We start from the raw sequence: 24837 nt of genomic DNA, 5'->3' as shown, positions 1-24837 counted from the left end.
TCACGGAAGATGTGCACCGCCTCGGACTCCAGCGCGTCCAGGTGCGAGAGGGCGTACGGAACCTCCGTGCCCTCCTCGGTCTCGGCGACGGTCGTCGTCATGCCAGTCCCCTCTCGGTGAGCAGCGCGTGGACCGCGGCCGCGGACTCCTGGACGGTCTGGTGCTGCGACTCGATGCGCAGGTCGGGCGACTCGGGCTGCTCGTAGGGGTCGTCCACACCCGTCAGCCCGGTCAGTTCGCCGGCCGCCTGCTTGGCGTACAGGCCCTTCACGTCCCGCACGGAGCACACCTCGACCGGGGTCGCGACGTGCACCTCGACGTACGGCGCCCCGCTGTCCTGGTGGCGCTTGCGCACCGCCTCGCGGCTGTCGGCGTACGGCGCGATGACCGGGACCAGCGCCTTGACGCCGTTGCGGGCGAGCAGTTCGGCGAGGAAGCCGATGCGCTGCACGTTGGTGTGCCGGTCCTCGCGGCTGAAGCCGAGACCGGCCGAGATGAACTCGCGGATCTCGTCGCCGTCGAGCACCTCGACGCGGTGGCCCTCCTCGCGCAGCCGGCCGGCCAGCTCGTACGCGATGGTGGTCTTGCCGGCACTCGGCAGACCCGTGAGCCAGACGGTGGCTCCGGTCGTCACCTGCAACTCCTCGGTCGTCGTCATCAGTGCAGCCCGCACTCGGTCTTGGCCCGCCCGGCCCAGCGGCCGGCGCGCGCGTCCTCGCCCTCGAGCACCCGGCGGGTGCAGGGGGCGCAGCCGACGGACGCGTAGCCGTCCATCAGCAACGGGTTGGTCAGAACGCCGTGTTCGGTGACATAGGCGTCCACGTCGTCCTGGGTCCAGCGGGCGATCGGCGAGATCTTGACCTTCTGCCGCTTCTCGTCCCAGCCGACGACCGGGGTGTTCGCCCGGGTCGGGGACTCGTCGCGGCGCAGTCCGGTCGCCCAGGCCACGTAGTTCCTCAGGCCCTGCTCCAGCGGCTGCACCTTGCGCAGCTTGCAGCACAGGTCGGGGTCGCGGTCGTGCAGCTTCGGGCCGTACTCCGCGTCCTGCTCGGCGACCGTCTGACGCGGCGTCAGCGTGATGACGTTGACGTCCATCACGGCCTCGACGGCGTCGCGGGTGCCGATGGTCTCCGGGAAGTGGTAGCCGGTGTCGAGGAACACCACGTCGACGCCGGGCATCGCGCGGGAGGCGAGGTGGGCGACCACCGCGTCCTCCATCGACGACGTCACGCAGAAACGCCTGCCGAAGGTCTCCGCCGCCCACCGCAGGATCTCCAGGGCGGAGGCGTCCTCCAGGTCGCGGCCCGCCTGCTCGGCGAGCGCCTTCAGGTCGTCGGTGGTGCGTTCTTCCGTCACCGCGGTCATGTCTGATCTCCCCCTGCTTCTGTGCGAAGGCCCCGGGCCAGCAGCCCGAGGAACTTCAACTGGAAGGCCCGGTTGCACGCGGCGCATTCCCACGCGCCGTGGCCCTGCTCGCCGGGACGCAGGTCCTCGTCGCCGCAGTAGGGGCAGTAGAAGGGGGCGGCCCGCTCGCTCACGACAGGGCCTCCTCGGACGCGCGCGCGGCCCAGGCCGCGAACCGCTCGCCGTCCTCGCGCTCCGCCTGGAACCGCTTCAGGAGGCGCTCGACGTAGTCGGGCAGCTCCTCCGAAGTGACCTTCAGGCCGCGCACCTTGCGGCCGAACCCGGCCTCCAGGCCGAGCGCCCCGCCGAGGTGCACCTGGTAGCCCTCGACCTGCTCGCCCTGGTCGTTGAGGACCAACTGCCCCTTGAGACCGATGTCCGCGACCTGGATACGGGCGCAGGCGTTCGGGCAGCCGTTGAGGTTGATGGTGATCGGCTCGTCGAAGTCCGGGATGCGGCGCTCCAGTTCGTCGATCAGCGACGAACCGCGCTGCTTGGTCTCGACGATGGCGAGCTTGCAGTACTCGATGCCGGTGCAGGCCATGGTGCCCCGCCGGAACGGCGACGGCTCGGCCGTCAGGTCCAGCGCGTCCAGGGCCTCCACCAGCGGCTGGACCTGCGCCTCCTCGACATCGAGGACGATCATCTTCTGCTCGACGGTGGTCCGCACCCGGTGCGAGCCGTGCGCCTCGGCCACCTCCGCGATCTTCGTGAGGGTGGTTCCGTCCACGCGGCCGACGCGCGGGGCGAAACCGACGTAGAAACGGCCGTCCTTCTGCCGGTGCACACCGACGTGGTCGCGCCAGCGGCCCGAGGGGTCGGCGGGCGCGGGGCCGTCGACGAGCTTGCGGCCGAGGTAGTCGTCCTCCAGGACCTGGCGGAACTTCTCCGGACCCCAGTCGGCGACGAGGAACTTCAGGCGGGCGCGGTTGCGCAGCCGGCGGTAGCCCCAGTCGCGGAAGATGCCGACCACGCCGGCCCACACCTCCGGGACCTCCTCCAACGGCACCCAGGCGCCGAGCCGGACGCCGAGCTTGGGGTTGGTGGACAGTCCGCCGCCGACCCACAGGTCGAAGCCGGGGCCGTGCTCGGGGTGCTCGACGCCGACGAAGGCCACGTCGTTGATCTCGTGCACGACGTCCAGCAGCGGGGAGCCGGAGATCGCCGTCTTGAACTTGCGCGGCAGGTTGGAGAACTCCTTGCTGCCGATGTAGCGGTCGTGGATCTCGTCGATGGCCCAGGTGCCGTCGATGATCTCGTCCTCGGCGATCCCGGCGACCGGCGAGCCGATGACGACACGCGGGCAGTCGCCGCACGCCTCGGTGGTGGACAGCCCGACGGCCTCCAGCCGCTCCCAGATCTCCGGCACGTCCTCGATGCGGATCCAGTGCAGCTGGATGTTCTGCCGGTCGGTGATGTCGGCGCTGCCGCGCGCGAACTCCTGCGAGATCTCGCCGATGACCCGCAGCTGCTGGGTCGTCAGACGGCCGCCGTCGATGCGCACCCGCAGCATGAAGTACTTGTCGTCCAGCTCCTCCGGCTCCAGCACGGCGGTCTTGCCGCCGTCGATCCCGGGCTTGCGCTGGGTGTACAGGCCCCACCAGCGCATCCGCCCGCGCAGGTCGCTCGGGTCGATCGAGTCGAAACCGCGCTTGGAGTAGATCGTCTCAATGCGTGTCCGCACATTGAGACCGTCGTCGTCCTTCTTGAACTGCTCGTTGCCGTTCAGCGGAGTGAAGTGCCCCGCGGCCCACTGACCCTCGCCGCGGTGACGGCTCACCTTGCGGCGGGAAGTCGCGGCGGCAGGGTTCTGCGGGGAGGCGGCCATGGTGATTACGTCCTTCGGGACAGGCGGAAAGCGGCTCTGGCCTGCGCGTACACGCGCATGGGCATACGTGCGCGTCTTTGCGCAGGGAAAGAGGAGATGTCAGAAGATGTCGGGCGGCTCTGAGCTGTCAGCTCGCCGGACAGATGGCGCTGGACATGCGGCCGAGGTCGACGTGCCGCCGACTCACCAAGGCAATTCCAGTTCCGGACATGACGGAAGCGTGGCATGGCGATCTGGACACAGTCCAGCTTCGTCCAAGATGCGGACACCCTTGTCCCGACAGGCGAGACAAGGGTGTCGTCGATCACACCGTGCGCGCGGACTCTTGTCCGCGCAGGTCAGACGCGGTAGGCGCCGGGCCACGGGCCGGGAGCGGCCACCTCGGCCTGCTCCTCGACCTTGGTGTCGAAGAGCTTGAAGCCCCTGCGCTGGTAGTTGTCCATGGCGTGCTCGCCGTCCAGGCTGCAGGTGTGCAGCCAGACCCGCTTGGTGCGGTCACGCCCCGGCCAGCGGTCGGCGAGGTCCCAGGCGCGGGCGGCGCCGTACGACAGCAGGTGCCCGCCGATCCGGCGGCCCCGGAAGGCGGGGATCAGCCCGAAGTGGACGATCTCCACGACCCCGTCGTCCTGCGCTTCCAGCTCCACGTACCCGGCGGGCGTGCCCCGGTCGTAGGCCACCCACGTCTCCACGCCGGGCCGCACCAGGTGCTCCTCCCACCGGCCGTACGTCCAGTCCAGCCGGTCGGTCCAGCGGATGTCGCCGCCGACCGAGGCGTAGAGGAAGCGGCTGAACTCGGGGGAGGGGACCTCGGAGCGCACGATCCGCACGTCTCCCTCGGGCGCGGAGGCCGGCAGGAGGTCGGTCGGGGCGGTCTGCTCCAGGGACCAGGTGGTCACGGGGATGTTCGTCATGCCAGCCAGGGAATCATCCGGCCCCGAGATCTGTCGATCTGCCCCGAGACGTGTCGACCACCCGGGAGCCCCGCCGATCGCCGCCGGAGCCCCGTCGATCACCGCTCGGAGCCCTTTCGGTCAATGCCCAGACCCCGCCGATCACCGCTCGGAGCAGCGTCGATCAATGCCCAGGCCCCTTCGGTTCAGCTCAGAGACCTGTCGATCGAGCTCAGCGGCAGTGCGTAGAGCATCTGCCCGGACTGCGACCACACCTCGCCGGTCTCCTCCCAGTAGGACAGGGAACCGGCCCGGCCGCTCCAGCAGCTGGTGGACTCGTCCGTGCCGCACTGGGTGGCCCGCGCGTCGCGGCTGTTCTGCCGCCACAGCGTGCCGTGTCCGGCCGGACGGTCCGCCGCGCGGTCGAGGTACCAGTTCGAGCCGTACGACAGGACGCCCGTGACGTCGGTCGTCTTCGTCTCGTACGCCCGGGACGCCGACGCCTCTCCGGCGGCGTCCGTGGCCAGCAGCCCGGCGCGCGCCGGGTCGGCGCTGAACGCGTAGCGCCACAGACGGGTGTGCCGGCCGCTGTCCGAGGGCACCCGCTCGCTCGCGACCAGACTGTCGGGCGCGGTGCTGCGGTCGAGGGAGATCGCCTCGGGGCGGGCGGCCCCGGCTGCCGGCCGGTAGGAGCCGATGGCCGGCAGCACGTACCGGTAGCCGTGGGCCGACCAGCCGCCGGGCACCTTGCCCACCTGTCCGCTGTCGACGGTGGCCCGCTGGACGCGGTGCAGGTCGTAGACGTACAGGCCGTCGGCCGTGGTGACCAGCAGCTTGCCCTGGTACCAGGTCATGCCGGACACGGCGGAGGCCAGCCCCCGGTAGTCGCGGCCGCCGTCGACGGGGACGGCGAGGAGGGCCCAGGTGTAGACGAGGTTGTCGGGGTCGTCGGCGTCGACGAAGGCGACCCGGGCCAGCCCCGGCGCGCCCGCCCTGCCGGAGTGGGCCCAGCCGGACAGCAGCACCCGGTGCTCGCCCCAGTGGCCGTCGTCGTCCGCGTCGCCCGAGGTGGTGACGGCGCCGGGCCGCCAGCCGCGGGTGTCGGCGGCGTCCCAGCAGTACGCGCGCGTGGCCGCCGGCTCGACGGGCAACGCGGCACGGTCGGCGGTGGTGCAGTCGGCCGGCGCGCGCAGGGAGTGGTCGGCGTCGTCCAGGACGGCGCGCACGCCGACCGGCCTGCCCATCTCGGAGGCGAGCCGGTCCAGCGTGGCCTGCGGCACCAGCTGCTCCCGCAGCCGGAACTCGCGGGCGGACGCGGCGAGGGTCTTCAACCCCCCGGGGTCCTTGCTGACCGTCGCCTGCGAGGCGCTGATCATCGTGGCCGCCGCGGTGAGCGCGAGCGCGGTCCCGGCGAGGAAAGCGCGCAGCGCTCGGCCCCGCTTCTGCCGGCGGTGCCTGCCACGTTGCTTCATAGGTCCTCCCGAGGCGAGCCAACTGCGTTCATTGGTCTGTGTGTTGACCAAAGGAGCAGGTGGGGTGGCCCGAAGAGGGATGCTACGGCAGTTCGGGGCGGTCCAGGGCGAAGACCCTGCAAATATGCGGAAGATGCTCCCTCGATGGCCCGCGTTGTCACTCGGAGGGAGCGGAGGGATACATTCCTGGCATGTCGCCCGGCGTTCGCCCGCTCACCACTGCCGGCGCCGTCGAGTGCGGCAACAGCTCCCGCGGGTCGTCCGGCAGCAGCACCTCGACGTCGGCGCTCTCGGCGAAGCGGTAGGGGCGGTGCTCCAGCAGACCGCCCAGGTAACGCCGTACCCGCGACATCTCGGCCCGCACCGTCACCGTACGGGCCGGGTCCCCGAACACGTCCTCGGCCAGGCCCGCCGCGCTGCGGCCGTCGCGGTGCAGGGCCAGCAGGTACAGCAACTCGGCGTGCCGCGGACTCAGTTCGTGGCTCCACGAGCCGGCGCTCCCGGACACCGTCACCGAGCCGCGGCGCGGCCGCGTCAGATCCAGGACGACCCGGGCGGCCACCCGCGGCACCGGCTCGTCCGAGACCCGGATCAACCAGCCCCCGGCCAGCGGCTCCACCGTGCACAGCCCGAACGGCGGCAGCCACCGGCGGCCCGCCGAGAGCGACGTGGGCAGGAAGGTCCGGCTCGTGTACGGCATCCCCGTCACCGCCGCCGTCCAGCCGTCCCGGTCCACCACCAGCGCGCGGCCGCCCACCCGGGCCAGCACCGGGGCCGCCACCGAGCGCAGCCGTTCCAGCGAGCCCAGATGCAGTTCGCGCAGCTTGGACTCGGCGAGCTTCGCCACCGAGTCGACCCAGGCGAGGGTGGCCGGGTGCATCGTCTCCAGCGGCCCGCTGACGTCCACGACACCGAGCAGCCGGCCGTCGCGCGGGTCCGTGATGGGCGCGCCGGTGCAGGTCCAGGAGGTCTGCGAGCGCACGAAGTGCTCGGAGGCGAACACCTGAACGGGCCGGCGGGCCACCACCGGGGTGCCGATGCCGTTCGTGCCGATGACGCTCTCCCGCCAGTCCGCGCCGATCTCGAAACCCGTCCCGTCGGCCTTGCGCAGCACCGGTGAGCTGCCCTCCCGCCACAGCACGCGGCCGTCGGCGTCGGCGATCACCATGATGTGGTGGGCGGTGTCCGCGACCGACAGCAGCCCCTCGCGCAGCACCGGCAGCACATGCCGGAGCTCCGAGGCCTCCCGGCGCCGCCGCACCTCCTCCTGGGACAGCAGCCCGGTGCGGAAGTCGTGGTCGGGGTCGACGCCGCTGCGCAGCATGCGTCCCCAGGACTGCTCGATCACCGGCCGCGGCGGGACCGGCGCCCGCCGCCCGGAGAGCGCGGCGGAGCGGACGTCGCTCAGGACCCGTGCCGCGCGGGCCGTGTCCACCACCGCGAGTTGCGTCACGTCCGTCGGCGAGAGTGCCACGGGTCCTCCCGGAGGAAACGTCCTGACTGTCCGTCCAATAGTGCCGCCGGTTCATGACGGACGGACACACTCCGGCCACAGACAGCAGCAAGTTGCAACCCCCTGCAACCCTGGTGAACGCTCCCGGACTGTTTGAATATTGAGCGACGCCGTCCCGAGCGGCGTTCGCGGCCTCGACCGGGCCAGTGCGGCGGGGGTGGTGCCGTGTCGGCGCAGCACCACCCCCGCCTTTTGCCTTCGGCGATTGGGCCGACCTCGCCCTGGGGGGGGCTTGGGTGGGTGAGGCCGACCTCTATTCCTGCGGCCGGGCTCTGTTCACCACCGACTTCAGGTTCAGGGTGTGGGGGAGGGTGCCGAAGGCCGCGCCGGCGTCGCCGCCCAGGCGGGAGGCGCAGAAGGCGTCGGCCACCTCGGGGGGTGCGAACCGGACCAGGAGCGAACCCTGCAGGACCAGGGCCAGCCGTTCCGTCAGGCGGCGGGCGCGGGCCTCGATCCCGTCCAGGTCGGCCAGGTCGGTCAGCAGGTTCTTGATCGCCTGGTCGAGGCGGTGGTCGGCGCCCCGGGCCCGGCCCACCTCCTGGAGGTAGGCGTTCAGCGCCGTCGGCTCCCGACGCAGGGCACGCAGCACATCCAGGGCCTGCACGTTCCCCGCGCCCTCCCAGACGGAGTTCAGCGGCGACTCGCGCACCAGCCGTGGCAGCCCCGACTCCTCGACGTAGCCGTTGCCGCCCAGGCACTCGGCGGCCTCGACGACGACGGGCGTGCACCGCTTGGTCACCCAGTACTTTGCGGCCGGCACCGCGAGCCGCAGCAGCGCCCGCTCCTGCTCGCCGCCGTCGTCCCAGGCGGCCGCGAGGCGCAGCGCCAGGACGGTCGCGGCCTCGGACTCCAGGGCGAGGTCGGCGAGCACGTTGCGCATCAGCGGCTTGTCGACGAGCTTGCCGCCGAAGGCCTCGCGGTACGTGCAGTGGTGCACGGCCTGTGCCACCGCCTGCCGCATCAGGCCGGCCGAACCGAGCACGCAGTCCAGCCGGGTCGCGGCCACCATGTCGATGATGGTGCGCACCCCGCGCCCCTCCTCACCGACCCGCCGCGCCCAGGTCCCGTCGAACTCGACCTCGGCGGAGGCGTTCGAGCGGTTGCCGAGCTTGTCCTTCAGACGTTGCAGCAGGAAGACGTTGCGGGAGCCGTCCTCCAGGACGCGCGGCACCAGGAAGCAGCTCAGCCCGTCCGGTGCCTGGGCCAGGACCAGGAAGCCGTCGGACATGGGCGCCGAGCAGAACCACTTGTGCCCGGTGAGCGTGTACGTCCCCTCCTCCGCGAGCGGGGTCGCGGCCGTCGTGTTGGCGCGTACGTCGCTGCCGCCCTGCTTCTCCGTCATGCCCATCCCGAACAGGGCACCGGCCTTCAGGCGGGCGGGCCGCAGCTCGCGGTCGTAGATCATGGACGTGAGCCGGGGTTCCCACGTGGCGGCGAGGTCCGGGTCGGTCCGCAGCGCGGGGACGGCGGCGTGGGTCATGGACAGCGGGCAGAGATTGCCGGCCTCGACCTGCGTCCACACCAGGAACGCGGCCGCTCTGCGCACATGGCCCGCCGGGCGGGCCCAGGCCGCGGTGAGTCCGGCGCCGACACCCTTGCCGAGGACGCGGTGCCAGGCCGGATGGAACTCGACCTCGTCGACGCGGTGGCCGTGGCGGTCGTGGGTGCGCAGCCGGGGCGGGTTGTCGTTGGCCTGGGCGCCCCACTCCTGCACCTGGGCGGACCCGGAGGCCCGGCCGAGAGCGGCCAGCTCGCCGTGGACCTCGTCGAGCAGGTCGGGGGAGACGTGCCGGTCGACGGCCTCGGTGAGCACGCGGTCGGTGGAGTAGACGTCGTAGCCGGTCAGCGGTGGGGGCTGGTTGGACACGGTGTGCGTGGTGCCTGCCATGCCGCGAAAGTACCCGCTCTCGGCGCCGGTCAGCACGACCCGGCCGGGAACATTCCGGTCAACGGGGACATGACAGTGACGTGGCCGGGGCGCGGCGCGGGTTTCCGGACGTGTTGCCCGGGGCCGGGGGATGAGCGCACGGCGACCCGCCGGATACCGTTAGGTCGTGCAGCCAGCAAGTGAGTCCTCGCCGCGGCCCTCCGGCCGTCTCCACCGGGCGCGTGCCCTCTACCGGAACGTCTCCAAGCGCAGGACCGCCTGGCTGCTGCTCAAGGACACCGTCAACTCATGCATGGAGTACCGCATCCTCGGCCTCGCGGCGGAGGCCGCGTTCTTCACGCTGCTGTCCGTGCCGCCGCTGCTGCTCAGCCTCATCGGCCTGCTCGGCTACGTCGACGCCTGGACCGGCACCGACAGCATCTCCAGCCTGGAGACGAACCTCCTGAACGCGTCGCAGACCGTCCTGTCCGAGAAGGGCGTCAACGAGATCGCCGTACCGATCCTGCACGACGTGATGAAGGGCGGCAGACCCGACGTCATCTCCATCGGCTTCCTGTTCGCCCTGTGGTCGGGCTCCCGCGCGGTCAACGTCTTCATCGACACCATCACCGTCATGTACGGCCTCGACGGCGTGCGCGGCATCGTCAAGACCCGGATCGTGGCGTTCCTGCTGTTCCTCGCGGCCCTGGTGATCGGGTCGGTCGCGCTGCCGCTGATGGTGGCGGGCCCGGACGCGGTGGTGCGGATCGTGCCGTGGTCGGAGACGCTGGTGCAGGTCCTGTACTGGCCCGTCGTCATCATCCTGTCGATCGTCTTCCTGACCACGCTCTACCACGTGTCCGTGCCCGTGCGGTCCCCGTGGATCGAGGACGTGCCCGGCGCCCTGGTGGCCCTGGCGATGTGGGTCGTCTGCAGCTTCCTGCTGCGCATCTACCTCACCAGCACCATCGAGGGCGCCTCCATCTACGGCTCCCTCGCCGCCTCCGTCGCCGTGCTGCTGTGGATCGGGGTCGGCGCCTTCGCCGTGCTCGTCGGGGCCGCGGTCAACGCGGCGATCGACCGGGTGTGGCCGGCGGCGGCCACGGCCGCGGCCCGCGCCGCCAACGAGCGGCTGCGCGAGGCCCAGCTGGCCGAACACGTGGCCCGCGCCGCGGCCGGACTCGACACCGACCCCGACGACCCCGACATGCCCTCGGAGTTCCCCGAGCGCTGGTCCCGCTTCCTGCCGCCGGAGGACGTGACCTCCCGCCTGCGCACCCACGTCAAGAGCACCCACCCGCCGCACAAGCCGGAGAGCCCCTGACGGCTCCCCGGGAACCGTCGGCCGCCTCCGCCGCGCGCGTCTACGCTGACCGCCATGGACGCCCTCGCAGGTCTGCTGCAAGGCCCACGCGCGCGTGGCGCCTTCATGATCCGGGCGTGTTTCGACCCGCCCTGGGCCGTGCGGGTGGAGGACCGGGCCCCGCTGACCGTGATGCTCCTGGTCCGCGGCGACGCCTGGGTCACGCCGGAGGCGGGGGAGCCGGTGCGGCTGCGGGCCGGTGACCTCGCGATCGCCCGCGGCCCCGACCCCTACACCTGCGGCGACGACCCCGGAACACGGCCGCAGGTGGTCATCCTGCCGGGGGCGGAGTGCAGCTATCCCGACGGGCGGTCGCTGAACGGCTCCATGGACCTCGGCGTGCGCACCTGGGGCGACCGGCCCGACGGCTCGGCCGTCCTGCTGATCGGCACCTACCTGTGGCAGGGCGAGGTCGGCGGACGGCTGCTGGACGCCCTGCCGCCCCTGCTGACGCTCACCTCCGGCATGTGGCCGAGCCCGCTCACGCCGATGCTCATGGAGGAGATCGTCCGCGACGAACCGGGGCAGGAAGTCGTCCTCGACCGGCTCCTGGACCTGCTGGTCATCACCGCGCTGCGGGCCTGGTTCGCCCGCCCCGAGGCGGCGGCGCCCGCGTGGTACCGGGCGCTGGGGGACCCGGTGGTGGGGCGGGTGCTGCGGCTGGTCCAGAGCGACCCCGCGCACCCCTGGACCGTGGCCGCACTGGCCGCCAAGGCCGGAGTGTCCCGCGCGGCGCTCGCCCGGCGCTTCACCGGCCTCGTGGGCGAACCCGTGATGACCTACCTCACCGGCTGGCGGCTCGCCCTGGCCGCGGACGCGCTGCGCGACACCGACGACACCCTGGAGGCGATCGCCCGCCGCGTCGGCTACGGCAGCGCCTTCGCCCTGTCCACCGCGTTCAAGCGGGTCCACGGCGTCAGCCCGCAGGAACACCGGCGGCGGCCGGCACCCGCGCGCGCGTAGGCTGGCGGGCGTGTACGAGGAGAGGCCCTGCCGGCTCGCCGGGGCGGTCGTGTGGCGCAACACCCCGGCCGAGGCCGGCGTGGGGCGGGTGCTGCCCGACGGATGCATGGACCTGCTCTGGCACGACGGCCGGCTGCTCGTCGCCGGACCCGACACCCGCGCCTACGTCACCGACGGCGCGCCCGGCCTCTGGACGGGCGTCCGCTTCTTCCCCGGGACCGCGCCCTCGATCCTCGGCGTGCCCGCGCACGAACTGCGCGACCGGCGTGTCGAACTCGCCGCACTGCGGCCCGCCGCGGAGGTCCGCCGGCTCACCGCACTGGTCGACGCGGCCCCCGAACCGGCCCTGGGCCTGGAGGAGTCGGCGGTACGGCTGGCCGCGGCCGCCGCACCCCCCGACCCGCTGCTGCGGCAGCTGGTCGCGGCCCTCGACGCGGGCCGTCCCGTCGGCCGGGCCGCCGACGAACTGGGTCTCGGGGCCCGGCAGTTGCACCGGCGGTCGCTGGTGGCCTTCGGGTACGGGCCCAAGACGCTGGCCCGGGTGCTGCGGTTGCAGCGGGCCGTGGGGATGGCCCGGGAGGGAGTGCCGTTCGCGGAGACCGCCGCCCGTGCCGGGTTCGCCGACCAGGCCCATCTGGCCCGTGACGTCAAGGAGTTGGCCGGGGTGCCGCTCGGCCGGCTACTGCGGGGGTAGCTGCGCGAACAGGTCGACGCCGTTGCCGTCCGGGTCGTGCACGACCGCGTACCGCTGGCCCCAGAAGGCGTCCCACGGCTTGAGCTCACCGTGATGACCGGCGCCGACGAGGTCCTCGTACAGCGTGTCGACCTCGGCGGGCGACGCGCACCGGAAGGCCAGCGCGATCCGCCCGCCGCCGCGTGGCGGGCGCCACCCCGGGTGGAAGGAGCGGATCGTCTCCTCCGTGTCCAGGGCGAGGGTCAGCCCGCCGGGCAGGTCGGCCTCGACGTGCGGCTGGTCCTCGGCGCCGTCGGGGAAGACGAGGCCCAGGCGGCGGTAGAAGGCGAGTGAGGCCGCCATGTCGGAGGCGACCAGGCCGATCACGGCGCATCGTGGAGTCATGCCGCCACCGTAGGCAGCGGACCGGACGGCGGTCTTGAAGGAATCGGACGTCAGGAGAAGGTGACGGGGCCGTGCGGGGTGTCCACGGTGAAGGTGAGGGCCACCGGGCCCACGGTCAGGGGGAGTTCGGCGCCCACGGCGGCCAGCAGAGGGCGGAGCTCGGCCGGGTCGGGGGCGCTCGCCGACAGCCGGAGCAGCGGGGTGACGGGCAGCCCCGAGGCGGAGGGGTGGACGGTGGACCCCCAGTCGATGAGGAAGGGCACCAGACCCGAGGGGTGCTGGGTGTCGCCGTCGGTCAGCCGCCACCGCAGGAGGGTGCCGTCGGGGCGGCGGCGGCTCATCGGGCGGATGGCGCCCGGATCGTAGCCGCGGGCCCGGGCGGCGGCGACCGCGGCGTCCAGGTCGGGCGGGCTGACGGCCCAGGTCACCGTCCGCGCGGCCGTCAGGTCGTCGACGGCGAACGGGCGCGGACCGCCCGGGTCGGTCTGCTCCTGGTCCGGCCCGATGATCTCCAGATAGCTGCAACCGCCCAGCGCCACCAGGAAGTTGCGCGTCCCGCGGCCCACGTGGGCGCCGCCGGGAGCGGGCGCGACGCCGGTGCGCCGCGTGAAGTCGGCGACCGTCGCCGCCAGGTCGGGGGTGGCGAGGACGAGATGGTCGAGATGCGCGGGAATGACGTTCATCGCAGTCGAGGCTAGACCCCTGGTCCCCGGTTAGGCTCGCGCCCATGGCCCCGCGACTCCTCGTCTACACGCGCACCGCCGACTACCGCCACGACTCCATCCCGGCCGCCGTCGCCGCCGTGCGCGCGCTCGATGATCTGGAGGTGGACCATAGCGAGGATCCCGCCGTCTTCGAGAGCCCCCTGCACCGCTACGCCGCCGTCGTGTTCCTCTCGACCAGCGGCGAGGTGCTCACCCCGGCCGGGCGGGAGCGGCTGGCCGCCTACGTCGAGGGCGGCGGAGGGTTCGCCGGGGTGCACGCGGCGGCCTGCACGGAGTACGACTGGCCATACTACGGCGCGTTGCTCGGCGCCCGCTTCGACCGGCACCCCGACCTCCAGCCGGGACGAGCCGTCGTCGAGGACCGCGCGCATCCGGCCACCCGGCACCTGCCCGCCGTCTGGGACTTCACCGACGAGTGGTACGACTTCCGCACCAACCCCCGTGACCGGGTACGGGTGTTGATGAGCGCCGACGAGTCGTCGTACGAAGGCGGCGGCATGGGCGCCGACCACCCGCTGGCCTGGTGCCGGGAGCAGGGCGCGGGCCGGGTGTTCTACACGGCACTCGGCCACACCGCCGAGGCCTACGCGGCGCCCGAGTTCCGGGAGCACCTGCGCGGCGGCATCGGCTGGGCGGGGCGGACGCTCACCGAGCCCTAGCGTCGTCGGCCGGCGTGCCGGGGCGGTCCAGGCGCCAGACCACGTCGACGCCGACGAGCGAGGGCGTCTCCGGCAGGGTCCGCTCGTGGCCGATCTCGGTGAACCCCAGACGGCGCGGAACCCTGGCACTGGCCGTGTTGGCCAGGTCGTGGGTGATCTCCACGTACTCCACGCCCGGCAGGGCGAACATCTCCGCGACCAGGGCGGCCGTCGCTCTCGTGGCGATGCCCCGGCCGGTGGCCGCCGGGTGCAGCCAGTACCCCATCCGCCAGCGGGCGGGCGCCTCCACGCGGTAGGTCTGGCACATGCCGACGAGCGTGCCGCCCTCGGCGATGGCGTAGTTGTACGCCTCGTCGGCCGCCCACTTCGACTCGGCCTTCGCGAGGAAGTCCCGGGTGGTCTCCTCGCCGTGCCGGGCGACCCAGCCCATCCAGGGACGCAGGTGGTCCACCGACTCCTCGATCAGCCTGAACGCCGGGGCGAAGTCGTCCTGCGTCCGCCAGCGTCGCAGCACCAGGCCGCCGCATTCGATGAACTGACTCGGTCGCTCCATGACAGCCATGATCGGTTCGCGGCACACGCCACCGCAACGGGCCCCGCGGCATCACCGGTCACGTCCGGGGCATCGGCGCGCGTGCCGTGCTCGCCCGCCGCACCAGCCGCGTCGACAACTCCGTGCGCGTCCCCTCCGGGCGGTCGCCCTCCATCATGCGGACCAGCAGATGCAGGGCCGTCGCCGCCATCTCCGACAGCGGCTGGCGCACGGTGGTGAGCGCGGGAGTGACCCAGCGGGACTCGGGCAGGTCGTCGAAGCCCACGACGCTGACGTCTTCGGGCACCCTCAACCCCCACTCGGCCAGCGCCTCGTACACCCCGAGCGCCATGCGGTCCGAGCAGACGAAGACGGCCGTCGGAGGCTCCCGCAGGTCCAGGAGGTCCAGCATGCGGCGGTGGGCGACGGACTCGTCGAACCCGGCGTGGCGGACGTACTCGGGACGGTGCCGCACGCCCGCCGAGGCGAGGGCCGAGCGGTAGCCGGCGACCCGCGCGCTGCTGCACATCTTGCGCTGATGCCCGGCGATCACCGCGATGCGCTCATGGCCGAGCGCCAGAAGGTGCTCGGTCGCCGTCACCCCGCCCTGCCAGTTCGCCGCACCCACCGACACGACACCCTGCGGCGGTTCCAGCACCGGGTCGATCAGGACGTACGGAATGCGGTGCTGGTCCAGCCATGCGTACTGCGACGGCGTCAGCTCGGAAAGGTTGAACAGCACCCCGGAGGAGCCGCGCGCGATCAGCTTGTCCAGCCAGCCGCGCTCCGGCCGCGCGCCCCGCGTCCGGGTCAGCCCCGCCGAGACCACGACCTCCAGCCCCGCGTCGTGCGCCGCCCCCTCGACGCCCTGAAGGATCGCGCCCGACCAGGAACTGTCGAGCGAGTGCACGACCAGGTCGACCAGGCCGGGCACCTTCGCCGCGTCGAACCGGGGCCTGCGGACGTAGCCGAGCCGGTCGAGCGCCTCCGTCACCCGCCGGCGCGTCTCCGGCGCCACGTCCTCGCGGCCGTTGACCACCTTGGACGCGGTCGGCACGGAGACCCCCGCCTCGCGGGCCACCACGGCCAGCGTCGGACCGGCGGCCACGCCGGCACTCCCCGTACGGACCATTGGGAACCACCTCTCCGGCCCGCCCGAGGGCCATGAAAAGTTTCGACAGGTGCACGGCAGTAAGCGCGGCAGTAAGCGCTTCCTACCCTAGGTTCGCGGGCTGGAGCGGGGAAGAGGGCGACTTCGCCAGGTCTTCACAGGCCCCGGCTTTCGAAACTTCGAACGCGGCGGCGGGCGAGGGGATCCGGAGGCGGTCGGGGCAGCCGGGCCTTCAGGAGCCCGGGGCGGCCGGGCCTTCCGATGGCCGCGACCGGCCTGGGCTCCCGTCCCGGCGCTCCCGGAGGTACCTCCTGCGGCCCCCGTATCGCCCTCCGCACCGGAATATCGCGGCGATCTGTGGTGCTGTGGTGTTACCGGTGCAGTGGCGCGGTGAGGAGGCTGGTGAGCCCATGACGGCAGAAATCCAGGCGGACCCCGTGGTGAGCACCCCGTACGGGGCGGTACGAGGTCGGTTCGAGCACGGCGTCGCGGTCTTCCGGGGCATCCCGTACGCCGCCCCTCCCTTCGGCCCCCGGCGGTTCCGGCCGCCCGTCCCGCCCGAGCCCTGGGACGGCGTCCGTGACGCGGGCGCCTTCGGACCGACGGCGCCGAAACCGCCGTACTCCGAAGCCTTCGCGACGTACCTCTCCGACCCCGTCGTACCGGGCGACGACTGCCTGAACCTCAACGTGTGGACGCCGGAGCCGGGCCCCGGAGCCCGGCTCCCGGTCCTGGTGTGGCTGCACGGCGGCGCCCTGACCAGGGGCTCGTCCGCCGTCCCCGTGTACGACGGGCGCACTTTCGCCCGCGACGGCGTGGTCTTCGTCTCGGTGAACTACCGGCTGGGGGTCGAGGGCTACGGACTGTTCCCGGACGCCCCCGCCAACCCCGGCCTGCGCGACCAGCTCGCCGCCCTGACCTGGGTGCGCGACGCGATCGCGGCCTTCGGCGGCGACCCGGACCGCGTCACCCTCGCCGGACAGTCCGCGGGGGCGATCAGCACCGGCGCCCTGCTGGCCGCCCCGCAGGCGCAGGGGCTCGTGCGACGGGCGGTCCTGCAGAGCGGGCCGCCCGAGGCGTTCGAACGGGACAAGGTACGGCGCATGGTGCGCCGCATGGCCGCCCGCCTGAAGATCCCCGCCACCGCCGCCGCCTTCGCCGACGTCGACCGCGAACTGCTGCTGCGCACCCAGGCCGAGGTGGGCCGGCTCAGCAGCCCCGTGCTCGGCGGCCCCTCCTTCGGCATCGTCGTCGACGGCGACCTCGTCCCGCGCGATCCGCTGGAGGCCCTCGTCGACGGCGACGCGGCCACAGGCGTCGACCTGATGATGGGCTGGACCGGCGAGGAGTACCGCCTCTGGCTCGTCCCCGGCGGCCTGCTGGAACGCGTGGACCGGCTCGGGGCCGTCGCCCTCGCCGGCGCCATGGCCCGCTGCCACTGCGGCACCGAGGTGCCCCGCGGCTACCGCGCCCTGCACCCGCGGGCCGGGACCGCCGAGATCGTCGGCCAGATGGTCACCGACCACCTGCTGCGCCGCCCCCTGCACCGCCTGGCCGACGGCCGCCCCGCGGGCTCCTGGGTCTACGAGTTCGCCTGGCCCTCAGGCGTGCCCGCCCTCGGCTCCTGCCACGCCCTGGAACTCGGCTTCGTCTTCGACAGCGGCGACGTACCCGAGTCCCGCAAGCTGGCAGGCGACGAGGCGCCGCAGGAACTGGCCGACGCGATGCACGGCGCGTGGGTGCGCTTCGCCGCCGACGGCGACCCCGGCTGGGAGGCCTGGGACGCGCGGCATCCGGTGCGGATCTTCGACGCCGGCGAGCCCCGCACGGCGTACGGCCCGCGCGACGCCGAACTGGCCCTGTGGGCCGGGGCCGGCGAACCCTCCGCCACGGTGGTGGCGGACCCGCCACCCGCACGGACGGCGGACCTGCGCGCGACGGTCCGACGGCTGCGGCGCTCGACCGGGGTACGGCGCGGCTGAGGCGGGCCCCGACGGCGTACCGGGGCAGCGGGCCGGCGTCCCGCCACGGCGTGAGCCCCGCCACGATGCCACCCTCACGACTCAGCACCGCCGCTCCTGGTGTCGGCGCAACTGCGGTCGCGCTGTTCCCGGCGTCAGCGCTGCCGATCCCGCCGTCCCAGGCGTCAGCGCAACTGCGTTCCCGCTGTTCCGGCGTCAGCGTCGGCGCGTTCGTGCCGTCCCCCGCTCAGCGCAGCCGGGATTCCGGCGTCACGGCGTCAGCGCCGCCGTGATCCCGGCGATCGCCTCCGGTCCCACCCGGCAGCACCCGCCGACCAGCCGTGCCCCCGACGCCCGCCAGCCCGTGACCTCCTCGGGCGTGAAGCTGGAGCGCCCGTCCCAGGCGCGGGCCCCGGCGTCCCAGGCCTCGCCGCTGTTGGGGTAGACGACCACCGGCTTGCCGGTGACGCGCGCGGCGGTGCGGACCGCGCCGTCGACGTCCTGCGGGGCGCAGCAGTTGACGCCCACCGCGATCACCTCGTCCACGTCGGCGGCCAGGGCGAACGCCTCCTCCAGCGGCTGCCCGGCGCGGGTGCGGTCGCCGTCCACGGTGTACGACAGCCAGGCCGGCACCCCGAGCCCCCGTACCACCCGCAGCAGCGCCCGCGCCTCGTCGGCGTCGGGGACCGTCTCCAGGGCGAGCACGTCCGGACGGGCCGCGGCCAGCACCTCGACGCGCGGCCGGTGGAAGTCGGCGAGTTCGTCCACGCTCAGCCCGTACCGCCCCCGGTACTCGGAGCCGTCCGCGAGCATCGCCCCGTACGGGCCCACCGAGGCGGCCACCCACAACGGCCGGGTGACTCCCTTCGCCGCCGCCCGCCGCGCCGCCTCACGTGCCGTCTCGACGCTCAGCGCGAGGAGTTCGGCCGCCTGCTCGCGGCCGATCCCGCGCTTGGCGAAGCCCTCGAACGTGGCCTGGTAGCTGGCGGTGATCGCCACGTCCGCGCCGGCCTCGAAGTAGGCGAGGTGGGCCTCGGTGATCGCCTCGGGCCGTTCGGCGAGCAGCCGCGCCGACCACAGCTCGTCGCTGAGGTCGTGCCCGGCGGACTCGAGCTGGTTGGACATGCCGCCGTCGAGGACGACGGTTCCGGCGGCGAGGGCGGCGGCGAGGGAGGTGTCGCTGGTCATGCCACGAGGCTAGGCGAACGGCCCCCGGCCGACCGCATGTGTCCAGTACATGAACACCTCGCCCAACATGTGGGACGGCGGGTTACGATCACGCCCTCCCCGACCTCCTGCACCTGGAACCACCATGACCGCCCCCAGCCCCATCGAGGCCACCGACCCGTCCGGCACCCCGGCGGCCCCCGCCCCGCGCCGCCGCACCTTCGGCCTGGCCGCCGCCACCGCCCTCGTGATGGGCAACATCATCGGCGGCGGCATCTTCGCGCTGCCCGCCGCCGTCGCCCCCTACGGCACGGTCAGCCTCCTCGCCTTCGCCGTCCTGTCGGTCGCCGCCGTCCTGCTCGCCCTGCTGTTCGGCAGGCTCGCCCGGCGCAGCCCCGTCACCGGCGGTCTGTACGTCTACCCGCGCGACGCCTTCGGCCCGTTCGCGGGATTCCTGTCGGCGTGGTCGTACTGGACCATGTGCTGGGTCAGCATCGCCGCCCTCGCCGTCGCGGTCGTCGGGTACGTCGACGTCCTGATCCCCCTGCACGGCGACCACGCCCTCGAAGGGGCCGTCGCCCTGGCCGCTTTGTGGCTGCCCGCCGCCGCCAACTTCGCCGGCACCCGCTGGGTCGGCGCGGTCCAGATCGTCTCCACGGTCCTGAAGTTCGTCCCGCTGCTGCTGGTGGCCACGATCGGGCTGTTCTTCGTCGACCCCGACAACTTCGGGCCGTTCAACGCCTCCGGCGACAGCACGCCGGGCGCGCTCGCCGCCGCGGCCGCGCTGCTGCTGTACAGCTTCCTCGGCGTCGAGTCGGCCGCGGTCAGCGCGGGCGAGGTGGAGGACCCCGAGCGCACCGTCGGCCGCGCGAGCGTCCTCGGCACCCTGGCCTCCGCGCTGGTGTACATCCTGGGCACCGTCGCGGTCTTCGGGCTGGTTCCGCACGACCGGCTGGTCGACTCCGGCGCGCCCTTCGCCGACGCGGTGAACGCGATCACCGGCGGCTCCTGGGGCGGCATCGCCATCGCGCTCGTCGCCGTCGCCTCGATCACCGGCTGCCTCAACGGCTGGATCCTGCTGGCCGCGCAGATGCCGTACGCCGCAGCCCGCGACGGACTGTTCCCGAAGCCGTTCGCCAAGGTCGGCAGGGGCGGTGTGCCCGGCTTCGGCGTCTGGGCGGTGGCGGTCCTCGGCACGCTCCTGATCGCCCTCAACTACACGGCGGGCCCGGACACCACCTTCCGCGTCCTCGTCCTGATCACCACGTTCACCGGCTGCGTGCCGTACCTGCTGTCGGCGGCGGCCCAGCTGTTCTGGCTCGCCCGGGGCACCCGGGAGCGGGTCCGCCCGGCGGGCCTGGTCCGCGACCTGGTCGTCGCGGCGCTGTCCTTCGCGTTCTCCTTCTGGCTGATCGCGGGCGCCGGTTACGCCGCCGTCTACCAGGGCGTGCTGTTCCTGTTCGCGGGCATCCCGGTGTACGTGTGGCTGCGGGGCCGCCAGCCGGAGGAGACCCCGGAGGCCGCGCGGGCCTGAGGGCCGGCCCCGCACCGCACACCGGCCGCCGCTCCACCGGAGGCGGTTGTCCCCGCCACCGCCGTTCCTCAATCGCCGCGTCCCGCCACCGCCGTTCCTCCATCCGCCGTGTCCCGTCACCGCCGTACCGCCGCCCGGCGGGTCCCCGTCGCCGTACCGCCGTCCGCCGTGTCCCCGCCGGCGGACGGCCGGCGCCGTGAGGCCGGGGAGCAGGCCGAAGAACCGGTGCCGCGACCAAAATCGTGAAAGCGCTTCCTGTCGGTCCCGTCAGACCCGTTGACCTCCCGGTTCCACACCCTTACCTTTTCGGCGTTCGTCATGGCAGATGTTGTTTGACATATCGAACATTCCCCCCGCGCCCCGAGAGGCAAGCCGTATGAGCCGCGATGACGACCTGCCCGCAAGCACCCCGCCCCCCACGCGCCGCCTGATGCTGAAGGGAGCCGCCCTCGCCGCGGGTGCCCTGGCGGCGGCCCCCGGGACGGCCGACGCAGCACCGAAGCCGAAGGCCGCCCCGTTCGTGAACCCGCTCGTCCGGCAGCGCGCCGACCCCTTCGTCCACCGTCACGCCGACGGCTTCTACTACTTCACCGCCACCGTCCCCGACTACGACCGCATCGTCCTGCGCCGCTCCCGCACCCTGAACGGCCTCGCGACCGCGGCGGAGTCGGTCATCTGGTCCAAGCACGCCACCGGTGTCATGGGCGCGCACATCTGGGCGCCGGAGATCCACCGCATCGGCGGCAAGTGGTACGTGTACTTCGCCTCCGCGCCCGCCGAGAGCGTCTGGGACATCCGCATCTGGGTCCTGGAGAACGCCGACCCCGACCCGTTCAGGGGCACGTGGGTGGAGAAGGGGCAGGTGAAGACCGCCTGGGAGACCTTCTCCCTGGACGCCACCACCTTCAGCCACCGCGGCACCCGCTACCTCGTCTGGGCCCAGCACGAGCCCGGCATGGACAACAACACGGCTCTGTGGCTGTCGAGGATGGCGAACCCGTGGACCCTGACCGGGCCTCAGATACGCCTGTCCACACCGGAGTTCGACTGGGAGTGCGTCGGCTACAAGGTCAACGAGGGCCCCGCCGTCCTCGCCCGCAACGGCCGCCTCTTCCTGTCCTACTCGGCGTCGGCCACCGACCACCACTACTGCATGGGCCTGCTCACGGCCGCCGCGGACGCCGACCTGATGGACCCCGCCACCTGGTCCAAGTCCCCGGTCCCCGTCTTCACCGGCAACGACACCACCAGGCAGTACGGGCCCGGCCACAACTGCTTCACGGTCGCCGAGGACGGTCGCAGCGACGTCCTCGTCTACCACGCCCGCCCGTACAAGGAGATCACCGGCGATCCCCTGAACGACCCCAACCGGCACACCCGGGTCCAGAAGCTCGGCTGGAACCCGGACGGCACCCCCGACTTCGGCATCCCCGTGGCCGACACGGCCGCCGACCGAAGCGAAGGAGAGTTGTGAGATGAGACGTGCCCACGCGGTGCTGCTCGCCCTCTGCCTGGGCCTGTTCGGCGCCCTCGCGACCGCGGGCCCGGCCCAGGCGGCCACCCTGACGATCACCAACGGCACCCAGTTCACGGATACTTCGGGCAACCCCGTGCACGCCCACGGCGGCGGGGTCATCAAGGTCGGCTCGTACTACTACTGGTTCGGCGAGGACCGCAACGCCGACAACACCTTCCGGTACGTGGACGCCTACCGCTCCACCGACCTGAAGAACTGGGAGTTCAGGAACCACGTCCTGACCCAGTCGTCCGCCTCCGAGCTGGCCACCGCCTACATCGAGCGCCCGAAGGTCATCTACAACGCCTCCACCGGCAAGTTCGTGATGTGGATGCACAAGGAGAACGGCGTCGACTACAGCCAGGCCCGCGCGGCCGTCGCCGTCTCCGACACCGTCGACGGCAGCTACACCTACCAGGGCAGCTTCCAGCCGCTCGGGCAGTACATGTCCCGGGACATCACCACCTACGTCGACACCGACGGCACCGCGTACATGGTCTCGGCGGCCAACGAGAACTACGACCTGCACATCTACCGGCTCACCGCCGACTACACGGCGATCGACAGCCTGGTCGCCAACCCGTGGCCGGGCGGCCACCGCGAGGCTCCCGCGCTGTTCAAGCGGGGTGGCGTCTACTTCATGCTCACGTCCGGAGCCACGGGCTGGAGCCCCAACCAGCAGCAGTACGCCACCGCGACCTCCCTCTCGGGCCCGTGGACGTCCTGGACGAACGTCGGCGACTCCACGGCCTACAACTCCCAGACGGCGTACGTGCTCCCCGTCACCGGCACCTCGGGCACCTCGTACCTCTACATGGGCGACCGCTGGGGCAACTCCTTCGGCGGCACGGTCAACGACTCGCGCTACGTCTGGCTGCCGCTGACGTTCCCGACCTCGACCTCCCTGTCCCTGTCCTGGTCCCCGGAGGTCGCGGTGGACACCGCCGCGGGCACGGTCGCCGGGACCGCCGCCACGTACAACACGCTCGTCGCCCGCAACAGCGGCAAGTGCGCGGACGTGCCGAGCCAGTCGCTGTGGCAGGGCGTCGCGATCAGCCAGTACACCTGCAACGGCGGCACCAACCAGAAGTGGTGGTTCAAGGACCTCGGCACCGGTTACTACGCGCTGATGGGCCGGGGGAGCTCCCTGTGCCTGCAGGAGAACACCTCCACCGTCACCCAGGAGAACTGCACCGGCGCCACCGCCCAGCAGTGGTCGGTGGTCACCTCCGGCTCCTACGTCACCATCAGGGCGCGCGCCACCGGCGAGTGCCTGGACGTGTCCGGCGCGTCCACCGCCAACTCCGCCGCGATCATCACCTACACCTGCAGCGGAGCCACCAACCAGCAGTGGACGCGCGGGACCTGAGGCGCCGTCGGGTCAGGGCAGCAGGTCGATCGCGTCGATCGACGTGCCGGCGCTGAGGAAGGACGTCGTCCCCGAACCGCTCACCACGTTGATCTTCAGCACGTTGTACTGGCTGGTGTCGGTGAGCCAGGCACTCGCCGGAACGCTGTAGGTGAACGTGTGGTTGTTGCCCCGGTAGGAGCCCACGGTCAGCGACCGGGTGCTCGGCTGGGAGGGCGGGGAGGGGATCGACGACGTCCAGTCGTTGACCGAGATCTGCGGCCGTCCGTTGGCGTAGGCCGTCGTCACGCCGATGCGCAGGGTGTGCGCGGCGGCGGCCTGGGCGGCCGTCAGCCTGAAGTAGACGAGGATGCCGCTGTTGACGTCCTTCCACAGATAGCAGGGGAAGGCGGACGTCTCGGTGCCGCTGCCGACGACGACGTTCCCGGTCCAGGACGCGGCCCGCACGTCGGACGGATGCGCGTACGTCATCAGGTCCGCGTTCTTGAACCCGCTCGGCGTGCCGTTCCACTCGCCGATGCGCCAGATCGCGCTCGCGTTGCCCGGGTCGTTGGAGGACGGGATCGCGAGGGTGTTCAGGGTGGTCGTGCCGCCGGCCGTGACCGTCACCGACCCCGTGTACACGGCGAGTTCGCTCTTGTAGACGGTCAGGGTGTACGTCCCCGGCAGGACGCCCCCGATGGAGAACCAGCCGTCCGAGGACCTGGCCGAACCCCAGTACTGCGCGGCCGGGTTGGCGAGCCCCACGGTGTACGGGAACGCCGTGTTGCGGCCGGTGATGCCGACCCCGGCCACCTTGCCGCGTCCGCTCGCCGCCACGTACCCGGAGATGCCGAGCGAATCCGCCCACGGGGTGGTGAGGTTGGCGTGGTAGAGCGAGGACGAGGGCGCGCCGCCGTCGGTGAAGGCGATGACGTACGGGCCCTGGAGGCCGAAGCGCTGGGCCTCCGTCTGGTTCTCGCCGTAGTAGAGGATCTCGTACAGGCCGCCGCCGTCGGCGCTCTGGTGGCGCAGCAGCGAACGGTAGAAGGGGCCGCCGGAGGCCTTCTCGTGGTTGGAGCGGACGACGTACAGGCCGACGCTTCCCGTGCTCCAGCCGATGCAGTCGTAGTCGATGACCCGGAGCCGGGAGTAGTGCTTGGAGCGGGTCTGCCCGTCGGACTTGGCGAAGACGTCCGAGGCCTCGACGGTGCTGGTCGTGTACGTGTAGGAGTCGGGTTCGTCGTTGAGGAACAGGCCCGCCCTGACGCGCACGATGTAACGGGTCGCGGAGACCGAGTCGTCGGCCTTGTTCGTCCACAGGTAGACGTTGTTCTCGCCGCTGCGGGCCGCGTAGTAGTGCTTGAGCGTGCCGTAGGCCACGGAGATCAGGATCGTCGAGCCGGACTGCCCGACCGTCACGGTGGAGGTGCCGAGGCCGGATTCGACGTGGGAGTTCTTGCCGCCGTAGCCCTGGTACTCCGTGCCCTTGTAGACCAGCGAGGTCAGGTCGCCGTTGGTCTTGCTGACCTTGAAGACGAGGTTCGCGCCGGTGTCGACGACGTAGTGGGAGCCGTCGTCGCTCCAGCCGAAGCCCGCGGCGGACGCGGACGGGGCGAGGGGTCCGGCGAGGGCCGCGGTGCCGGCGGCGGCCGCGGAGCCGAGGACGAAGGTGCGGCGGCCGACCGGTCTGTTCGCGGTGTCGGACATGGGGGTGCCTCCTTCGGAGGGCGGGTGGGGGTGCGGGTGAGTGTGAGGGTGACAGTTGAATCGATTTCGCGAAAGGGCTTTCACGGGTTGGTGGTCGACCGTCTTGGGAAAATGACCCAAAGGCTAGAAAGCGCTTGCCAATGGCGGTACGGTCCAGCCGCCGATCCTGTCGCCCCCGGTGTCCCGTCGGAGGAGT

The 24837-nt window shown here is 72.4% G+C and carries 23 protein-coding genes and 1 pseudogene; 8 read left to right on the top strand and 16 right to left on the bottom strand.

What is annotated here, in order from left to right; all coding sequences use genetic code 11:
* From M8J74_RS25055 to M8J74_RS25015, 10 genes and pseudogenes are all read right to left on the bottom strand, one after another.
* Window positions 1-101, bottom strand: a pseudogene (locus M8J74_RS25055) (sulfate adenylyltransferase subunit CysD); the annotation flags it as partial.
* On the bottom strand, window positions 98-634 hold the full coding sequence (cysC, locus tag M8J74_RS25050) for an adenylyl-sulfate kinase (protein ID WP_058928077.1): 537 nt from the start codon (window positions 632-634) through the stop codon (window positions 98-100). The pseudogene M8J74_RS25055 and the gene cysC, both read right to left, overlap by 4 nt.
* A 23-nt stretch (window positions 635-657) precedes the next feature.
* Window positions 658-1365, bottom strand: a complete 708-nt coding sequence (locus M8J74_RS25045) for a phosphoadenylyl-sulfate reductase (protein WP_249838611.1) — start codon at window positions 1363-1365, stop codon at window positions 658-660.
* Window positions 1362-1538, bottom strand: a complete 177-nt coding sequence (locus tag M8J74_RS25040; protein WP_107416064.1) for a hypothetical protein — start codon at window positions 1536-1538, stop codon at window positions 1362-1364. The genes M8J74_RS25045 and M8J74_RS25040 overlap by 4 nt, the downstream gene beginning before the upstream one ends.
* Window positions 1535-3232, bottom strand: coding sequence for a nitrite/sulfite reductase (locus tag M8J74_RS25035; protein ID WP_249838610.1), 1698 nt, complete (start codon window positions 3230-3232; stop codon window positions 1535-1537). Before M8J74_RS25035 ends, M8J74_RS25040 begins: the two co-directional genes overlap by 4 nt.
* A 127-nt stretch (window positions 3233-3359) precedes the next feature.
* On the bottom strand, window positions 3360-3443 hold the full coding sequence (locus M8J74_RS45040; protein WP_309486338.1) for a putative leader peptide: 84 nt from the start codon (window positions 3441-3443) through the stop codon (window positions 3360-3362).
* A 127-nt stretch (window positions 3444-3570) separates the two neighbouring features.
* Window positions 3571-4143 carry a GNAT family N-acetyltransferase gene (locus M8J74_RS25030; protein WP_249838609.1) on the bottom strand — a complete coding sequence of 191 codons (573 nt, stop codon included), beginning with the start codon at window positions 4141-4143 and terminating at the stop codon, window positions 3571-3573.
* A gap of 185 nt (window positions 4144-4328) precedes the next feature.
* Window positions 4329-5594, bottom strand: a complete 1266-nt coding sequence (locus M8J74_RS25025) for a hypothetical protein (protein WP_249838608.1) — start codon at window positions 5592-5594, stop codon at window positions 4329-4331.
* Between the two features lie 157 nt (window positions 5595-5751).
* Complete coding sequence (locus M8J74_RS25020) at window positions 5752-7068, bottom strand: GAF domain-containing protein (RefSeq protein ID WP_249838607.1); 1317 nt, start codon at window positions 7066-7068, stop codon at window positions 5752-5754.
* Window positions 7069-7360: 292 nt separating this feature from the next.
* Window positions 7361-8995 (bottom strand): acyl-CoA dehydrogenase family protein, encoded by a 1635-nt coding sequence (locus M8J74_RS25015; protein WP_249838606.1) that lies wholly within the window; start codon window positions 8993-8995, stop codon window positions 7361-7363.
* Between the two features lie 166 nt (window positions 8996-9161).
* Between M8J74_RS25015 and M8J74_RS25010 the strand changes: the two genes are divergently transcribed.
* From M8J74_RS25010 to M8J74_RS25000, 3 genes are read left to right on the top strand one after another with little or no spacing between them, the layout of a single operon-like run.
* A complete protein-coding gene (locus M8J74_RS25010; RefSeq protein WP_058922326.1) occupies window positions 9162-10298 on the top strand; it encodes a YihY/virulence factor BrkB family protein in 1137 nt (378 codons plus the stop codon).
* 54 nt (window positions 10299-10352) lie between these two features.
* The gene (locus tag M8J74_RS25005) at window positions 10353-11300 is read left to right on the top strand and encodes an AraC family transcriptional regulator (protein WP_249838605.1); all 948 of its coding nucleotides are present in this window, start codon (window positions 10353-10355) and stop codon (window positions 11298-11300) included.
* Between the two features lie 10 nt (window positions 11301-11310).
* A complete protein-coding gene (locus M8J74_RS25000) occupies window positions 11311-11994 on the top strand; it encodes a DUF6597 domain-containing transcriptional factor (RefSeq protein WP_249838604.1) in 684 nt (227 codons plus the stop codon).
* Here the strand turns inward: M8J74_RS25000 and M8J74_RS24995 are convergent.
* Both M8J74_RS24995 and M8J74_RS24990 read right to left on the bottom strand, forming a co-directional pair.
* Window positions 11980-12378, bottom strand: coding sequence for a VOC family protein (locus M8J74_RS24995; RefSeq protein ID WP_249838603.1), 399 nt, complete (start codon window positions 12376-12378; stop codon window positions 11980-11982). The two genes, M8J74_RS25000 and M8J74_RS24995, sit on opposite strands and share 15 nt — an antisense overlap.
* A gap of 50 nt (window positions 12379-12428) precedes the next feature.
* On the bottom strand, window positions 12429-13061 hold the full coding sequence (locus M8J74_RS24990) for a VOC family protein (protein ID WP_249838602.1): 633 nt from the start codon (window positions 13059-13061) through the stop codon (window positions 12429-12431).
* Between the two features lie 44 nt (window positions 13062-13105).
* Between M8J74_RS24990 and M8J74_RS24985 the strand changes: the two genes are divergently transcribed.
* Entirely contained in the window at window positions 13106-13762 is a 657-nt protein-coding gene (locus M8J74_RS24985; RefSeq protein WP_249838601.1) for a ThuA domain-containing protein, read from the top strand.
* Here the strand turns inward: M8J74_RS24985 and M8J74_RS24980 are convergent.
* Complete coding sequence (locus tag M8J74_RS24980; RefSeq protein ID WP_249838600.1) at window positions 13749-14315, bottom strand: GNAT family N-acetyltransferase; 567 nt, start codon at window positions 14313-14315, stop codon at window positions 13749-13751. The genes M8J74_RS24985 and M8J74_RS24980 overlap by 14 nt on opposite strands.
* 58 nt (window positions 14316-14373) lie before the next feature.
* Window positions 14374-15426: a LacI family DNA-binding transcriptional regulator gene (locus tag M8J74_RS24975; RefSeq protein ID WP_249838599.1), complete on the bottom strand. Its 1053-nt coding sequence runs from the start codon at window positions 15424-15426 to the stop codon at window positions 14374-14376.
* Window positions 15427-15815: 389 nt separating this feature from the next.
* On the opposite strand from M8J74_RS24975, the gene M8J74_RS24970 reads away from it, so the two are divergent.
* The gene (locus tag M8J74_RS24970) at window positions 15816-17387 is read left to right on the top strand and encodes a carboxylesterase/lipase family protein (RefSeq protein WP_249838598.1); all 1572 of its coding nucleotides are present in this window, start codon (window positions 15816-15818) and stop codon (window positions 17385-17387) included.
* Between the two features lie 249 nt (window positions 17388-17636).
* Here the strand turns inward: M8J74_RS24970 and mmuM are convergent, their stop codons facing one another.
* Window positions 17637-18554, bottom strand: coding sequence for a homocysteine S-methyltransferase (mmuM, locus tag M8J74_RS24965; protein ID WP_249838597.1), 918 nt, complete (start codon window positions 18552-18554; stop codon window positions 17637-17639).
* Window positions 18555-18678: 124 nt separating this feature from the next.
* On the opposite strand from mmuM, the gene M8J74_RS24960 reads away from it, so the two are divergent.
* The 3 genes from M8J74_RS24960 (at window position 18679) to M8J74_RS24950 (ending at window position 22952) form a co-directional block, all read left to right on the top strand.
* Window positions 18679-20067 (top strand): APC family permease, encoded by a 1389-nt coding sequence (locus M8J74_RS24960; RefSeq protein WP_249838596.1) that lies wholly within the window; start codon window positions 18679-18681, stop codon window positions 20065-20067.
* Window positions 20068-20443: 376 nt separating this feature from the next.
* The gene (locus M8J74_RS24955) at window positions 20444-21541 is read left to right on the top strand and encodes a glycoside hydrolase family 43 protein (protein ID WP_249838595.1); all 1098 of its coding nucleotides are present in this window, start codon (window positions 20444-20446) and stop codon (window positions 21539-21541) included.
* 1 nt (window position 21542) lies between these two features.
* The gene (locus tag M8J74_RS24950; protein ID WP_249838594.1) at window positions 21543-22952 is read left to right on the top strand and encodes an RICIN domain-containing protein; all 1410 of its coding nucleotides are present in this window, start codon (window positions 21543-21545) and stop codon (window positions 22950-22952) included.
* Window positions 22953-22964: 12 nt separating this feature from the next.
* Here the strand turns inward: M8J74_RS24950 and M8J74_RS24945 are convergent, their stop codons facing one another.
* Window positions 22965-24641 (bottom strand): rhamnogalacturonan lyase B N-terminal domain-containing protein, encoded by a 1677-nt coding sequence (locus M8J74_RS24945; RefSeq protein WP_249838593.1) that lies wholly within the window; start codon window positions 24639-24641, stop codon window positions 22965-22967.
* Between the last annotated feature and the right edge of the window lie 196 nt (window positions 24642-24837).

The organism is Streptomyces panaciradicis, assembly GCF_023516615.1.
GTDB lineage: Bacteria > Actinomycetota > Actinomycetes > Streptomycetales > Streptomycetaceae > Streptomyces > Streptomyces panaciradicis.
Note: the sequence above shows the minus strand (reverse complement) of the source record. Positions and strands in the feature narration are given on the sequence as shown.